This window comes from Allocatenococcus thiocycli (assembly GCF_921292965.1).
Taxonomy (GTDB): Bacteria; Pseudomonadota; Gammaproteobacteria; order Enterobacterales; family Vibrionaceae; genus Vibrio; species Vibrio natriegens.
This window is the reverse complement of the sequence record NZ_CAKLCK010000036.1, coordinates 53758-70039: the sequence shown is the minus strand read 5'-3', so window position 1 is coordinate 70039 and position 16282 is coordinate 53758. Positions and strand designations below refer to the sequence as shown.

General features: G+C 45.6%; 13 protein-coding genes. 11 read left to right on the top strand and 2 right to left on the bottom strand.

Annotated elements, in window-relative coordinates; genetic code table 11:
- Positions 1-286 precede the first annotated feature (286 nt).
- From L9Q40_RS14615 to L9Q40_RS14585, 7 genes are all read left to right on the top strand, one after another.
- Positions 287-1972, top strand: a complete 1686-nt coding sequence (locus L9Q40_RS14615; RefSeq protein ID WP_498793716.1) for an ABC transporter substrate-binding protein — start codon at positions 287-289, stop codon at positions 1970-1972.
- Between the two features lie 129 nt (positions 1973-2101).
- Positions 2102-3022, top strand: a complete 921-nt coding sequence (gene oppB, locus L9Q40_RS14610; protein WP_498793715.1) for an oligopeptide ABC transporter permease OppB — start codon at positions 2102-2104, stop codon at positions 3020-3022.
- A gap of 15 nt (positions 3023-3037) precedes the next feature.
- Complete coding sequence (gene oppC, locus L9Q40_RS14605) at positions 3038-3940, top strand: oligopeptide ABC transporter permease OppC (protein ID WP_014232525.1); 903 nt, start codon at positions 3038-3040, stop codon at positions 3938-3940.
- Positions 3941-3965: 25 nt separating this feature from the next.
- Entirely contained in the window at positions 3966-4937 is a 972-nt protein-coding gene (locus L9Q40_RS14600; RefSeq protein WP_014232524.1) for an ABC transporter ATP-binding protein, read from the top strand.
- Positions 4934-5926, top strand: coding sequence for a murein tripeptide/oligopeptide ABC transporter ATP binding protein OppF (gene oppF / locus L9Q40_RS14595; protein ID WP_498793713.1), 993 nt, complete (start codon positions 4934-4936; stop codon positions 5924-5926). The genes L9Q40_RS14600 and oppF overlap by 4 nt, the downstream gene beginning before the upstream one ends.
- A 172-nt stretch (positions 5927-6098) precedes the next feature.
- Complete coding sequence (locus tag L9Q40_RS14590) at positions 6099-7049, top strand: glutathione S-transferase family protein (RefSeq protein WP_498793712.1); 951 nt, start codon at positions 6099-6101, stop codon at positions 7047-7049.
- Positions 7050-7212: 163 nt separating this feature from the next.
- The gene (locus tag L9Q40_RS14585) at positions 7213-8487 is read left to right on the top strand and encodes an MgtC/SapB family protein (RefSeq protein ID WP_014232521.1); all 1275 of its coding nucleotides are present in this window, start codon (positions 7213-7215) and stop codon (positions 8485-8487) included.
- 77 nt (positions 8488-8564) lie between these two features.
- Here the strand turns inward: L9Q40_RS14585 and pta are convergent, their stop codons facing one another.
- Complete coding sequence (gene pta, locus L9Q40_RS14580; protein WP_372377127.1) at positions 8565-10709, bottom strand: phosphate acetyltransferase; 2145 nt, start codon at positions 10707-10709, stop codon at positions 8565-8567.
- A 137-nt stretch (positions 10710-10846) separates the two neighbouring features.
- Positions 10847-12043 carry an acetate kinase gene (locus L9Q40_RS14575; RefSeq protein ID WP_014232519.1) on the bottom strand — a complete coding sequence of 399 codons (1197 nt, stop codon included), beginning with the start codon at positions 12041-12043 and terminating at the stop codon, positions 10847-10849.
- Positions 12044-12388: 345 nt separating this feature from the next.
- Between L9Q40_RS14575 and yfbV the strand changes: the two genes are divergently transcribed.
- The 4 genes from yfbV to L9Q40_RS14555 all read left to right on the top strand — a co-directional run bounded on the left by yfbV (position 12389) and on the right by L9Q40_RS14555 (position 16145).
- Positions 12389-12841: a terminus macrodomain insulation protein YfbV gene (yfbV, locus tag L9Q40_RS14570; RefSeq protein WP_014232518.1), complete on the top strand. Its 453-nt coding sequence runs from the start codon at positions 12389-12391 to the stop codon at positions 12839-12841.
- Between the two features lie 377 nt (positions 12842-13218).
- Positions 13219-14184, top strand: a complete 966-nt coding sequence (locus L9Q40_RS14565; protein ID WP_498793711.1) for an ABC transporter substrate-binding protein — start codon at positions 13219-13221, stop codon at positions 14182-14184.
- 234 nt (positions 14185-14418) lie between these two features.
- Entirely contained in the window at positions 14419-15354 is a 936-nt protein-coding gene (locus L9Q40_RS14560; protein WP_020335661.1) for an ABC transporter permease, read from the top strand.
- The gene (locus L9Q40_RS14555) at positions 15351-16145 is read left to right on the top strand and encodes an ABC transporter ATP-binding protein (RefSeq protein WP_020335660.1); all 795 of its coding nucleotides are present in this window, start codon (positions 15351-15353) and stop codon (positions 16143-16145) included. The genes L9Q40_RS14560 and L9Q40_RS14555 overlap by 4 nt, the downstream gene beginning before the upstream one ends.
- The last annotated feature ends 137 nt before the right edge of the window (positions 16146-16282 follow it).

Genomic DNA, 16282 nt, shown 5'->3' with positions numbered 1-16282 from the left:
CGAAACTTTAATCTGTTGAGGAGAGATTGAGCTAGCCATTGGACTAGCAAAATGTTTTTAATCAGCTTTTTTTGCTGGATTTGTGCGACAGATACAGGATTATCGGTCTTTTTGCTACATTTTTATGGCAAATAACTTCAATGATTGCTAATGTGTGCCGCAGTCTTTGTATGGTTTTAGGTTCTTGGTGCTTAGTTTTGGCGCTAAAAAGATCTAAATCACAGCCCGTTTTTGTGAACCTACAAAGAGGTCATGGATGCTAACAAAAAAATTTGGAGTTTTACGCATGTATAAGAATAAAATCACGCGCGCTTTATTCATTGGCGCTGGTCTTTCTCTAGCTCTTGCTGGTTGTGGTGGTGATAAGCCAGAAGAGAAGCAAGCAGCTCAGCCTGCTCCTGCACCAGCCCCTGCCTCTGAAGCGAAATCTGATTCTTCGGAGCCAAAACTTGCTGCGGTTCAAGAATTAGTGCGTGGTAACGGTACAGAAGTAGCGACAATCGACCCACACAAATCACAAGGTGTTCCTGAATCTCACGTGATTCGCGATCTACTTGAAGGCCTTGTAAACCAAGATGCAGATGGTAATACCATCCCTGGTGTTGCTGAATCTTGGGAAACTGCAGACAACAAAACATTCACTTTCCACCTACGCAAAGACGCAAAATGGTCTAACGGCGATCCTGTTACGGCCGGCGATTTCGTCTACAGCTTCCAGCGTGCAGTCGATCCTGCAACCGCTTCTCCATACGCTTGGTACATGGAATACACCAAGATGAAGAATGCGAAAGACATCGTTGCTGGTAAAAAAGATAAAAGCGAGCTAGGTGTGAAAGCGGTTGACGACCAGACGTTGGTTGTTGAGCTTGATACTGCAGTACCGTACTTCGTCATGATGATGGGCCACACAACGGTTAAGCCAGTTCACCAAGCGACTGTTGAAAAATTCGGTGATCAGTGGACCAAACCAGAGAACTTTGTAGGTAACGGCGCATATGTTGTTGATAACTGGGTTGTAAACGAACGTTTAGTATTGAAGCGTAACGAGCAATACTGGGACAACGAACACACGACTTTGGATAAAGTTACTTTCCTACCTATCGAAAACCAGGTAGCGGAAATGAACCGTTTCCTAGCAGGTGAAATCGACTTTACCAATGAACTGCCAACTGAGCACTTCAAGCGTCTGCAAAAAGAACATCCAGAAGAAGTTTCTGTAACGGGTAACCTATGTACCTACTACTACATCTTCAACACTAAGAAAGAACCGTTTGATGATGTTCGTGTTCGTAAAGCGATCTCGTACGCAATTGACCGTAACATCGTAACGGATGCGATCCTAGCTCAAGGTCAAAAGCCTGCTTACTTCCTAACGCCTGAAATCACAGCAGGCTTCAATCCTGAAATGCCAGCTTATGGTAAGATGACTCAGGAAGAGCGTAACGCCGAAGCAGCACGTCTTCTAGAAGAAGCTGGTTACGGCAAAGATAACCCACTGAAATTTAATCTTCTTTACAATACTTCAGAGAACCACAAGAAAATTGCGGTTGCTCTAGGTTCAATGTGGAAGAAGACTCTGGGTCTTGATGTCACTCTAGAAAACCAAGAGTGGAAAACTTACCTATCTTCTAAAGATGCGGGTGACTTCGAAGTGGCTCGTGCAGGTTGGTGTGGTGACTACAACGAAGCTTCATCATTCCTGACGCTAATGATGAGTAACAACACCACTGGTGGTATTCACTACGATAGCAAAGAGTACGACGAGATCATGAACAAAGCATTTGCTTCTACATCAGATGAACAGCGCCAAGCACTATACTTGGAAGCTGAGAAGTTGATGGCGAAGGATATGCCAATTGCACCTATCTACCAGTACGTGAAATCACGTCTACTGTCTCCTAAAGTTGGTGGCTTCCCAGCTAACAACGCAGAAGAAAAGATCTACTCAAAAGACCTATACATTACTGAGTAAATCTTAATCAGATAGAATTATAAAAAATTAGGCACTGCATGTGAGAGATCGCATGCAGCGCCTATGTTGTGTCCAAAATTTGGACATTTGGTTTTCATTTACACTGTCACAGACTGAAAGAGTGAGTTTATGCTTAAATTCATCGCAAAAAGGATATTTGAGGCGATCCCAACAATGTTGGTTTTGATCACCGTATCTTTCTTTCTCATGCGTTTTGCTCCGGGAAATCCATTCTCGACAGAACGTCCATTACCACCAGAAGTTATGGCTAACATCGAAGCTAAATATGGCCTAGATAAGCCAGTATTCGAGCAATACACGACTTACTTGTTTAACGTTATCCAAGGTGACTTTGGACCGTCATTTAAGTACCTGGATTACTCAGTTAATGAACTGATTTCTGTTGCGTTACCTGTATCTGCAAAAGTCGGTTTCATTGCCTTCATTTTCACCCTGATAATGGGGGTGACGGTTGGCACAATAGCCGCTTTAAAACAGAATACCTGGGTCGATTACACGATTATGTCAACGGCGATGATAGGCGTTGTCATGCCATCATTCGTATTGGCCCCGGCACTGATCTACCTATTCTCTCTTCACTGGAACCTCTTCCCTGCGGGGGGGTGGCATGATGGTGGCTTCAAGTACCTTGTACTTCCAGTAATTGGTATGTCATTGCTTTACGTTGCAACATTCGCACGTATTACTCGTGGCTCAATGATTGAAACATTAAACAGTAACTTTATTCGTACCGCACGCGCGAAAGGTCTAAGTTACCGCTACATCATCCTTAAGCACGCACTTAAGCCAGCACTACTCCCTGTCGTTTCTTACATGGGTCCTGCTTTCGTAGGTATCATTACCGGTTCTGTTGTTATCGAAACCATCTTTGGTCTACCAGGTATTGGTAAGCTTTTCGTTAACGCTGCATTTAACCGTGACTACTCGCTAGTAATGGGTGTAACCATTCTGATTGGTTTCCTATTTATCTTATTCAACGCGATTGTCGATATCCTACTAGCAATGATTGACCCGAAAATTCGCTACTAACAGGGAAGTTTGGTTATGTTAACGAAAAAAGAAAACCTAGAAGCGATTGAAAAATTCTCTGAGAGTTTAGAGATTGAAGGTCGCAGTCTTTGGCAGGATGCTCGAATTCGCTTTATGCGTAACAAAGCAGCAATGGTGAGTTTATTTATCCTGGCTCTAATGACGTTGGCGGTGATTGTTCTGCCAATGATCGCACCTTATGCATTTGATGATACAGATTGGTACGCAATGCACGTTGCACCTAACGCTGACCACTGGTTTGGTACTGACAGCTTAGGTCGCGACTTGTACGTTCGTACGCTGATTGGTGGCCGAATCTCCCTAATGGTAGGGGTTATGGGTGCATTCGTAGCAGTTTTGATTGGTACGCTTTACGGCGCAGCATCTGGCTTCATTGGCGGTAAAGTTGACCGTATCATGATGCGTATCCTTGAGATCCTATACGCGGTACCGTTTATGTTCCTAGTTATCGTACTAGTAACCTTCTTCGGCCGTAACATTATTCTTATCTTCGTAGCGATCGGTGCAATCGCATGGCTGGATATGGCACGTATCGTACGTGGTCAAACGCTTAGCCTACGTAGTAAAGAGTTCATCGAAGCGGCACACGTTTGTGGTGTAAGTAACTGGAAGATCATTACTCGCCATATCGTACCGAACGTACTTGGTATCGTAGCAGTTTACTCAACGCTGCTTATCCCTAGCATGATTCTGACTGAATCATTCCTATCGTTCCTTGGTCTTGGTGTTCAGGAACCAATGACAAGTTGGGGCGCACTTCTACAAGAAGGTGCACAGACAATGGAAGTAGCAATCTGGCAGCTGGCATTCCCAGCCGCGTTCATGGTTGTGACTCTGTTCTGCTTCAACTACGTTGGTGACGGTCTGCGCGATGCGCTGGATCCTAAAGACAGATAATTACAGATAGATTAAGGAAGCAACGATGAGCTTATTAGATGTCAAAGATCTGCGCGTCGAGTTTACCACTCAAGATGGTATCGTAACCGCAGTAAACGATTTGAACTTTTCTCTTAACCAGGGTGAAACCTTAGGTATCGTAGGTGAGTCAGGTTCAGGTAAATCTCAAACCGTATTCGCAATCATGGGTCTGCTGGCTAAAAACGGTATCATTTCTGGTAGCGCAAAGTTTGAAGGCAAAGAGATCCTGAACCTGCCTGAAAAAGAACTTAACAAAGTTCGAGCAGAGCAGATCGCGATGATCTTCCAAGACCCAATGACGTCACTAAACCCTTATATGAAGGTTAGTGATCAGCTGATGGAAGTATTGATGCTTCACAAAGGCATGGGTAAAGCGGAAGCATTTGAAGAATCGGTACGTATGCTTGAAGCGGTGAAAATTCCAGAAGCCCGCAAGCGTATTACCATGTATCCGCACGAGTTTTCAGGCGGTATGCGTCAGCGTGTAATGATCGCAATGGCTCTGTTATGTCGTCCTAAACTGTTGATTGCTGATGAACCGACAACGGCACTAGACGTAACCGTTCAGGCGCAGATCATGGATCTGCTTAACGAACTGAAAGACGAGTTTAATACCGCAATCATCATGATCACGCACGACCTGGGTGTTGTTGCGGGTTCTTGTGACAAAGTATTGGTAATGTACGCTGGCCGTACAATGGAATACGGAACGGTTGATGAAATCTTCTACAATCCGAGCCACCCATACGCAGAAGGCCTGCTGAAGGCGATTCCTCGTTTAGATACTGAAGGTGAGATCCTGCCAACTATTCCGGGCAACCCACCAAACTTACTTCGCCTACCACCTGGCTGTCCTTATCAGGAACGTTGCCACCGTGTAATGGACCGTTGTAAGCAAGAAGCGCCAATTCTGACACCGTTTGGTGATGGTCGTCAGCGCGCATGTTTTTCGCAGTGGGAGGCTTGGAAAAAATGAGTGTAGATAAATCATTACTACTCGATGTTAAAGAACTTAAAGTTCACTTTAGCATTGCAGCAAAATCAGCATGGCCTTGGTCTAAGCCTTCAAACCTAAAAGCAGTCGATGGTGTTAATGTCCGTCTGTACGAAGGTGAAACTCTGGGCGTTGTAGGTGAATCAGGCTGTGGTAAGTCGACGTTTGCGCGCGCTATCATCGGCTTGGTAGAAGCGACTGACGGCGAAGTGGTGTGGTTAGGTCAAGACCTGACTAAGATGAAAGATGTTCAGCGCCGTGAAACGCGTAAAGAAATCCAAATGATTTTCCAGGATCCTTTGGCTTCTCTGAACCCGCGTATGACGGTTGGTGACATCATTGCTGAGCCGCTAGAAACCTTTTATCCACAGCTTTCAAAGCAAGAGATCAAAGATCGCGTTAAAGAGATGATGGCGAAAGTAGGTCTGCTACCAAACGTGATCAACCGCTATCCGCACGAGTTCTCTGGTGGTCAGTGTCAGCGTATTGGTATCGCACGTGCACTTATCCTTAAGCCAAAAATGATCATTTGTGACGAACCTGTATCAGCACTGGATGTATCGATTCAGGCTCAGGTTGTGAACTTGCTTAAAGAGCTTCAGAAAGAGCTTGGTCTATCTTTGGTATTCATTGCACACGATCTGTCTGTGGTAAAACATATCTCTGACCGTGTTCTGGTTATGTATTTGGGTAACGCCGTAGAACTTGGTGAAGCTGACGCACTATTTGCTGATCCTAAACACCCATACACGCGTGCATTGATGTCGGCTGTACCAATTCCAGATCCGAATATCGAACGTCAAAAGAAAATCCAAATGCTGGAAGGTGATCTTCCTTCGCCAATCAACCCACCATCGGGTTGTGTCTTCCGTACTCGTTGCCCACAGGCCACGGAAGAATGTGCGAAGACAAAACCGACGATTCAAGGTAACGATGTTCATGCGGTATCTTGTTTACACGTTCAAGTGTAAGTCATTCAGCCTGTGACGGGCTTAAGCGCGGCTCTTTAATTAGGGGCGCGCTTTTTTTATGTCTAACCGAGCACTTATTCAAATTTCTTGAACGTCATGTCCGAAGCCCGGTTGTTTTCTGTTCGTCACGAATCGCTAATATAGAGGAAAATAGAACGAGAGGAGAACGAAGATGGGTAAATTGGTCGAAGGTGTTTGGCACGACGTCTGGTACGATACGAAATCAAGCGGCGGTAAATTTGTCCGCGAAGACGCAGGTTTTCGTAATTGGATCAAGAATGAGCCGGATGCAGAATTCCAGCCAGAATCTGGTCGTTACCATTTGTATGTTTCTCTTGCTTGCCCCTGGGCGCACCGAACTCTTATTTTTCGAAAACTCAAAGGGCTAGAACAGCATATTGATGTCACGGTTGTTTGTCCGGACATGCTTAGCCAAGGCTGGCAGATGGGCTTACCTGAGCCATTGTTTGGCCATACGCGTATGCATCAAGTTTATACCCAAGCTAAGCCAGACTATAGTGGGCGTGTGACCGTTCCTGTCTTATGGGATAAACAAACCAATACGATTGTATCCAATGAATCTTCTGAGATTATCCGTATGTTCAACTCAGCATTTAATGAGTTAACGGGTAACGAAGATGATTACTACCCTGAACATTTGCAAGCCTCTATTGATGAGTGGAATGATTTTATCTATCCGAATGTGAATAATGGGGTTTATCGTTGTGGTTTTGCGACAACTCAGGAAGCGTATGAAGAAGTTTTTGATTCACTGTTTTCTGCGTTAGATAAAATTGATACGCATCTGGCGACACATCGTTATTTAACAGGCAATCAGATCACCGAGGCTGACTGGCGTCTGTTTACTACATTAGTACGTTTTGATGCTGTGTATGTTGGGCACTTTAAATGTAATAAAAAGCGCATTGCGGATTACACCAATATTCAGGGCTACTTAAAAGAACTCTATCAAGTCGATGGTGTGGCAGAGACGACGGATTTCTACCACATTAAACGTCATTACTATTTCAGTCATACAGGAATCAACCCAACACAGGTTGTACCAAAAGGCCCGGACTTAGATTTAGAGTCGCCTCACGGTCGTGAACCACTTTCAAATTAGTTCTTCTGCTAAAGCGTCATTTTCTATGGCGCTTTGTTATCTCCTTACTAAAGCGATATGCATTTATACGCTGTTTTATCGGTTATTTCCCCAAGCATCACAGATTATTCCAGTACATGACATAAACTAATGATATAGAACCGATCTTTTAGCGAGGTGAGGTATGGATATCAACGAGTTTGCATCTGGCGAGCATCAAATCTGGAATTTGCTGATTGCTCTTCTGTTAGGGTCGATAATTGGCATTCAGCGCGGATGGGTGAAGCGCAATAGTGTTGAAGGCAGCCGGGTCGCAGGTATTCGTACTTATTCTTTGGTCGGCTTGCTTGGTGGTCTGGTTGCAATTCTCGCTTCCCACTATTCCCCGTTACTGCTTGGCTTTGCTCTGATCGCGTTGGTGATTTTGGCTTGCATCGCGTTTTTTGTTAAGCAAAAGAACAGCGGTGATGTCAGTATCACTGGTTTAGTAAGTCTGCTGGTGACGTTCGTTTTAGGCAGTTTAGCGGTGGCTGGCGAAGCGGTACTTGCTGCATCCGCGGCCGTGATAACCGCTCTGGTTCTGGATAATAAGAGAGAGCTCCATGAGGCATTGCAAAAGTTACAAGAGTACGAATTAGATGCAGCTCTGCGCTTACTTCTCATTTCTATCGTTTTACTTCCACTCTTACCTGATAAAACTTATGGGCCATGGAAAGCTTTAAATCCTTACGAGATATGGTGGATGGTCGTGTTGATCGCCAGTATTTCTTTTGTTGGCTACTTTGCGATTAAAATTGGCGGCGCGAAGCGGGGGATTTTATTTACGTCCGTTTTTGCTGGCCTCAGTTCTTCAACGGCATTGACCCTACAGTTTTCCCATCTGTCTCGTGAACAGCCTGCAATTAGCCCGCTGCTGGCAAGTGGCATCTTAATAAGTTGTGGAACCATGTTCCCACGGCTCTTGTTCATACTCTCTGTTATTAACCCTCCATTAGTGAAAATGCTTTGGCCAATCGTACTCGCGATGATGGTTGCACTTTACTTACCGGCTTGGTGGATATGGAGACGGTGTGAAATGGAAAAGGTGGAGCAATCAAATAAGCAAACTAATCCTCTTGCTTTGCAGTCCGCTCTCTTTTTTGGTGTTGTACTGGCGGTGATCATGTTGCTCTCACATGCGCTCTCAGATTGGTTTGGCGATGCGGGGGTTTTGATGCTCTCAGCAGTATCAGGTATCACTGATGTGGATGCAATTTCATTGGCTCTTGGTCGGCAAAGTGTCCTGCACTTGAGTGTAACCACCGCGGCGCTGGGTATCCTCATTGCCGCTTCGGTAAATACCATAGTGAAAATGGGAATGGTGGTGGCTTTAGGCGAGAGGAGGTTATGGCACCGAGTCGCGCCAGTGATGATCGGGTGTGTGATTGTCGGTGGGGTAATGTTCTTAGCTATTTCGTAACCAGCTCAGTAAACTCGCAACAAAAAAGCCCTCGACGAATCGAGGGCTTTGAATATTCAATCAAGCAGAGAAAAGAATTACTTCTGTTCTTGAGTTGCTTGGATTGCTGTTAGAGCGATTGTGTACACGATGTCGTCTACTAGCGCGCCACGAGACAGGTCGTTTACAGGCTTGCGCATACCTTGCAGCATTGGACCGATAGATACTAGATCTGCTGAACGTTGTACTGCTTTGTAAGTCGTGTTACCCGTGTTTAGGTCTGGGAATACGAATACCGTCGCTTTACCTGCTACTGGAGAGTTTGGTGCTTTAGAAGCAGCAACGTTTTCCATGATAGCCGCGTCGTACTGTAGAGGACCGTCGATGATAAGATCAGGACGTTTCTCTTGAGCTAGTTTCGTAGCTTCACGCACTTTATCAACGTCTGCACCCTTACCAGATTCACCAGTAGAGTAAGAGATCATTGCAACGCGTGGGTCGATACCGAATGCAGCAGCAGAATCTGCTGATTGGATAGCGATTTCAGCAAGCTGTTCAGCCGTTGGATCTGGGTTGATTGCACAGTCACCGTAAACCAGTACTTGATCAGGCAGAAGCATGAAGAATACTGAAGAAACGATAGACGCATTAGGTGCAGTCTTGATGATTTGGAACGGAGGAACGATAGTGTTCGCCGTAGTGTGAACAGCACCAGAAACCAGGCCATCAACTTCGTTGTTCTCAAGCATCATTGTGCCCAGGAATACTGAGTCTTGTAGTTTCTCACGAGCTACAACTTCAGTCATACCTTTCGCACCACGTAGCTCAACCAGGCGAGCAACGTAGTTTTCACGGATAGCATCAGCGTCGATGATTTGAACGCCAGCGCCTAGCTCAACACCTTGTTGTGCAGCTACGCGACGGATTTCTGCTGGGTTACCCAGAAGCACACATTCTGCAATGCCGCGCTCAGCACAGATAGCAGCAGCTTTCACTGTACGTGGCTCATCACCTTCTGGAAGAACGATGCGCTTGCCGGCTCTACGAGCAAGTTCAGTTAGCTGGTAACGGAATGCTGGTGGGCTTAGACGACGAGACTTCTGAGTACCTTCAGTCATTGACTCGATCCAGTTACCGTCGATGTGACCAGCAACGTGCTCGTTAATGAATTCGATACGCTCTTTGTCGTCTGCAGGTACTTCAATGCTGAAGCTCTGTAGGTTTAGAGAAGTCTGCCAAGTGTTGCCTTGAGCTTTGAAGATAGGTAGGCCTGTTTCGAATGCTGGCTTACATAGACCTTCAATTTCGCGTGGGATGTCGTAACCGCCAGTTAGCAGTACAGCACCGATGTCAACACCGTTCATTGCCGCTAGAGAAGCAGCAACGATTACGTCCGGACGGTCTGCAGAAGTAACAAGTAGAGAACCTGGTTTGAAGTGCTCAATCATGTTTGGCAGAGAACGCGCACAGAACGTGATGCTCTTGATGCGACGAGTGTTGATGTCACCTTTGTTGATGATATCAGCATTCAAGTGTTTCGCCATATCGATAGCACGAGTCGCAATCAGGTCGATGCTCCATGGCACGCAACCTAGTACACGAATTGGAGAAGTGTTGAAGATCTCCATCACTTTCATTTCGTTTTGCTTCGCGCTGTCTGCATCATCAAAGATCTCAGACAGGTCAGGGCGAGTACGGCCAGCTTCATCAACAGGTGCGTTTAGCTTGTTGATGATAACACCAGAGATGTTTTTGTTCTTAGTACCGCCGAAGTTAGAACATGCTACTTCGATGCGCTCTTTAAGCTGAGCTGGGTTATCTGTGCCAGGCGTTGCCACTAGAACAATTTCAGCACCAAGTGTTGCTGCGATTTCCGCGTTCACTTGGTTAGCGAATGGGTGCTTACGAGTTGGTACCAGACCTTCAATTAGAGTTACATCTGCATCTTTATTGATTTGGTTGTAACGCTCAACGATGGTTTCTAGCAGCTCATCCATGTTGTCGTTACCGATCAGGCTTTCAGCAACAGACATCGCCATAGATTCGCCGATCTTCATATCGCTGTTGTGGCCAACGATAGTTGAAGTTAGATCTGGCTGATCGCCGCCACTGCGTGGCTGACAAATAGGTTTGTAAAAAGAAACTTTAACGCCTTTGCGCTCCATAGCGCGAAGAACACCCATGCTTACGCTAGTTAAACCAACACCAGCACTTGCAGGGATAAGCATAATAGTACGAGACATTCGTAGAGTACCTTTGCTATTGGGAGAGATAAAAGCTCAATTCTTATTCCATGATCTTCAAAGAATAGGAGCTGAGCCCCTAAAGAAAGCTCTTTGGAAGAAAAACTGGCTAGCCAATTGGCTAGCCAGTTTATGCATTAAAGACCTGCTAGGCGTGCAGTGTCTTCAGCAATCACAAGCTCTTCGTTAGTAGAGATTACCATTGCTGGGATACGGCTGTTTGCAGTAGTGATAGTGCCTTCGCCGCCGAAACGTGCTTTAAGGTTTGCTTCACTGTCTACTTCGATACCGAAGATACCTAGACGGTTTAGAACCATTTCACGGATAGGACCAGAGTTCTCGCCGATACCGCCAGTGAAAGTGATCGCATCTAGACGGCCGTCCATTGATGCAGTGTAACCCGCTACGTATTTAGCTAGACGGTGACAGAACACGTCCATTGCACGCGTTGCTTCTTCTTTCTCACCGTAGTTGTCTTCAACGAAACGACAGTCAGAAGTCACTTCAGTCAGACCTAGTAGGCCAGACTCTTTAGTTAGCATCGTGTTGATTTTCTCAACAGAGTAGCCTAGTGCGTCGTGTAGGTGGAAGATGATCGCAGGGTCGATGTCACCACAACGAGTACCCATTACCAGACCTTCTAGAGGAGTAAGACCCATAGAAGTATCTACTGATTTACCGTTTTTAACTGCACATACAGACGCGCCGTTACCTAGGTGACAGTTGATGATGTTTACTTCTTCAACTGGCTTGTTCAGTAGACCTGCAACTTCACGAGTGATGAATAGGTGTGAAGTACCGTGCATACCGTAGCGACGGATGCCGTGCTCTTTGTACAGGTTGTATGGAAGAGCGTATAGGTAAGACTCTTCTGGCATTGTTTGGTGGAATGCAGTATCGAACACAGCAACGTTTTTCAGTGCTGGGAAAGATTTTTGAGCTGCTTTGATACCGATGATGTGTGCTGGGTTATGAAGAGGTGCTAGTGTTGCACAGTCTTCGATACCTTTCAGTACGTCATCAGTGATAAGAGCAGACTGAGTGAACTTCTCGCCGCCGTGTACTACACGGTGACCGATAGCTGCTAGGTTTTCAGAAAGCTCTGGCTTAGAAGCAAGAATAGTTTCTACCATGAACGCTAGTGCTTCTTCGTGAGCTGCACCGTTACCTAGTTGAGCTTCGTGCTTGCCATCAAGTTTCCACTTGATACGAGCTTCAGGAAGGTGAAGACACTCAGCAAGACCTGATAAGTGCTCGTCGCCGTTCTCGGCATCAACTACGGCAAATTTAAGAGAAGAACTACCGCAGTTTAAAACTAAAACTAGCTTAGACATGTATGACTACCTGTTATTCGTCTGATCAAAATCAGTTAAAGAATGAAAAATTAATCACAAGAATAGTCGATACCAGCAAGGGTGCGTACTAATCTTGGTCAAAAATTGTTCTAATTCCATATAAAGATATAGTGATGAGCCCACTCATCACGATGACGCGTTCCTTGCAGATAGTGACCTCAGAGTTGCTTAAATTGTAAATAACGGCAACAATGAGGTTGAGGGCCTGCAAAGGATAGCGATAATGGGCAATGATAACAAAAAAAATTTGAAATAATATTAATTTTCATCAATTTTTTGCACCTTCAGTTGAAACGTTCAACTATTTTTTAGTGAGAGAGTGGTATGAGTAATAAAGTCGGATTGATCCATAGCCTGAAAGATGGCCAAAACTACATGGAGATCTGGCCGGTTCGTAAAGAGCTGAATGCCGTATTTCCAGAGCAGCGAATCATTAAAGCGACGCGATTTGGCATTAAAGTCATGCCAGCGGTTGCTGCGATCAGCGTCCTCACTCAAATGGCGTTTAACAACTATAGTGCGCTGCCTCAGTCGATCATTGTTGCCTTGTTCGCTATTAGTTTACCGTTGCAGGGGATTTGGTGGTTAGGTGCCCGTTCAAATACTAAATTGCCTCCTTCTCTGGCTACCTGGTATAGAGAGCTGCACCACAAAATAGTTGAGAGTGGTTTCGCGTTAGAACCAGTCAAGACAAAGCCTCGTTACAAAGAACTGGCGTTAATCTTAAATCGTGCTTTTAGGCAGTTAGATAAATCCTCGTTAGAGCGTTGGTTCTAAACAAGCCAACATCGTGAAATTTAGAAAAATGGAGTGCGTACAAGCCACTCCATTTTTTGTGCTACGTCCTCTTCAATAATCCTATCGATCTACTTCTTTTTGTCGCTTTTCGTTCACCCTGACAAAGATTTCCCCCTTTCTCGTTGATTTTGCGCGACTCGATTACTACTCCGCGATCACAATTGTTGTTTTACTGTTAAATGTTTCTTTTCTTTACTGAGACTTAGTAGTAATAATAAAAATAAGATGCACAAGAAGTGCACAGCTAAATTTATTACAAACACAACAAAAAACGCCTTCCCATTTTGGGGCTTGCGAGCGTACACCAAAAGGTGAATGTTCGCAGAACAAGGACGAAGACACATCAAGGAGTTATGATGATAACGAAACGTTTACTTGCCACCGCAATTTTATCTGCGACTGCCGTTCTTTCTTCTGCTGGTGCTATTGCTAATACAGCGACTGTTGCGGTTTCACAAATTGTGGAACATCCAGCATTAGATGCTGCCCGTCAGGGACTCTTAGACGGCTTGAAGGCGAAAGGGTATGAACAAGGTAAAAACCTAGAGTTTGATTACAAAACGGCACAAGGTAACCCTGCTATCGCGGTTCAGATTGCTCGCCAGTTTGTTGGTGAAAGCCCAGATGTTTTAGTCGGTATCGCGACGCCATCTGCGCAAGCTCTCGTCTCCGCAACGCGCTCAATCCCAGTTGTTTTTACTGCGGTAACGGACCCAGTTGGTGCAAAACTGGTTAAAACCATGGAACAGCCTGGTCAGAATGTGACTGGACTTTCTGATTTGTCGCCAGTTGCCCAGCATGTTGAGCTTATCCAAGAGATCCTGCCTCAAGTGAAAAGTATCGGTGTTGTCTTCAATCCAGGTGAAGCCAATGCGGTAACCTTGGTCGAACTTCTAAAAGTGAGCGCAGCAGCGAAAGGGATTGAAGTTGTAGAAGCAACGGCTCTGAAAAGTGCCGACGTACAATCCGCGACTCAGGCCATTTCTGCAAAATCTGACATCATTTACGCACCGACAGACAACACAGTGGCAAGTGCAATCGAAGGTATGATCGTTGCTGCGAATCAGTCTAAGACGCCAGTATTTGGTGGTGCCACATCTTATGTTGAAAAAGGCGCGATCGCAGGCCTTGGCTTTGACTACTACCAAGTAGGTGTTCAAACCGCGGATTATGTCGCGGCGATTCTTGATGGTCAGGATCCGGGCAAATTAGACGTAAAAGTCGCAACAGGTTCTGACTTGGTGATCAATCAAGAGGCTGCTTCTAAGCTAGGTATCCAAATACCGAGTTCAGTCGTAGAACGTGCAACAAGCATGCAATAAGTCGCTTTTTTTTTGGGGCGTATTCGACTCATTCGAGCAAGTTAACTGCATTGGCGAAAGTAATAAGTCATGTCATTGGCTTATTACTTTACCGAGAATGTTTAAACTTCTGAGTGAAGCTGAACCTTGTTCGAATAGACTTGAGTTTGAGTTGATAAGTTCGCCCTGACTGAAGTGAGAAGTCTTACTTTCAGATCCCGATATTGATCTGAACATGCAGAAAGGAGCCGTTTTATGTCTGCATTTGCATTTTTTGGCGCTCTTGAGATTGGCTTGATTTATGGGCTGGTCGCTTTGGGCGTATACCTCACGTTTCGTGTACTCGATTTTCCCGATCTAAGTGTTGATGGCAGTTTCCCTATGGGAGCTGCAGTTGCCGCGACAGCAATTGTTGCTGGAATTAATCCTTGGGTAGCCACAGGTATGGCGATTATAGCCGGTGCTATGACGGGCTGGGTTACCGCGTTTCTGGCTGTCCGCTGCGGTATTTTGCACCTTTTGGCCTCAATTCTTACCATGATCGCCGCCTTTTCCATCAATATTCGTATTATGGGTAAGCCCAATATGGCGCTACTCGGCGAAGATACGATCCTGACACCGTTTGAAGCGATGGGCGACTCAATGTTCGTGCGTCCACTTGTGGTTGGGGTGCTAGTTTTATTATCAGCCTTTTTTGTGGTTCGTTTGCTCAACAGTGACTTTGGCCTTGGTCTAAGAGCAACTGGCGTCAACGCCCGAATGGTTTCTGCTCAAGGTGCCAGCACAGGTTTTTACACCTTCTTTGGTTTGGCTTTATCCAATGGTTTCGTTGGCTTTGCAGGCGCACTGTTTGCACAGACTAACAGCTTTGCCGACGTAACATCTGGGGTCGGTACCATTGTTGTCGGCCTAGCTGCGGTGATTTTAGGTCAGACCTTGATCCCTGGGCGCAAGATTTGGGTGGCAGTGTTAGCCGTTATCGTTGGTTCTGTTCTTTACCGTCTTGCCGTCGCGTTTGCTTTGAGCTCTGGAATGTTTGGCTTGCAGGCATCCGATCTAAACCTTGTTACTGCTGTGCTGGTTGCGGTCGCATTGATAGCACCAAAACTAAAACAGCGCATGAAAGCGAAACAACGAGTTTCAGATGCTAAACAGGCCGCATCTAAAAAAGGTTCAGGGGAGACATTATGATTGAACTCAATAATATCCAAGTGACGTTCAACCCTGGAACTATTCTGGAGAACCGAGCGTTAAAAGGGGTATCTCTAGAGGTGCCTGAACATCAGTTTCTTACCGTCATTGGTTCTAATGGTGCTGGTAAATCGACGTTACTAGGTGCTACGACTGGTGAAACCCCGATGATTGGCGGGCAAGTGATTATCGATGGTAAAGACGTGACCCGACAAACCGTGGCTCAGCGTGCGACTCAATGTGCGCGGGTCTTTCAGGACCCATTGGCTGGTACTTGTGGCGAATTAACCATTGAAGAAAACATGGCACTGGCTTACATGCGTGGCAAAAAGCGTGGTTGGGGACTGGCACTCTCATCCCAGCGCCGAAAGTTGTTCCAAGACCGAATCAGTATTCTTGGTTTGGGATTAGAAGATAGGCTGGGGGATAGCATTGGCTTGTTGTCCGGTGGTCAACGCCAAGCAGTGAGTTTGGTAATGGCAACCCTGTCGGAAAGTAAGCTTCTGCTACTCGATGAACACACGGCGGCGCTTGACCCGCGTATGGCTGCTTTTGTTATTGATCTGACCAAACGTATCGTGAACGAGTTTAATTTAACCGTGATGATGGTTACCCACTCAATGAAAGATGCATTGGCTTGTGGCGACAGAACCGTGATGCTTCATCAGGGGGAAATTGTGCTGGATGTAGCAGGGGAACAAAGAGCAAATATGCAGGTACCAGATTTGCTGGAAATGTTCTCGAAAGTACGTGGTGAAGAACTGTCCGACGATAGTTTGTTGCTCAATTAGTCAGCACAGTACGTTACCTGACTTCGGTTATGGTTAATGATACCTACCGAACGTGATCCTCCTTGAGAAACGTGACTAACGGACCGTTTCACAAGGAGGATTTTTATTCTGGCTATAGTAAAGTCATCGCATATGCC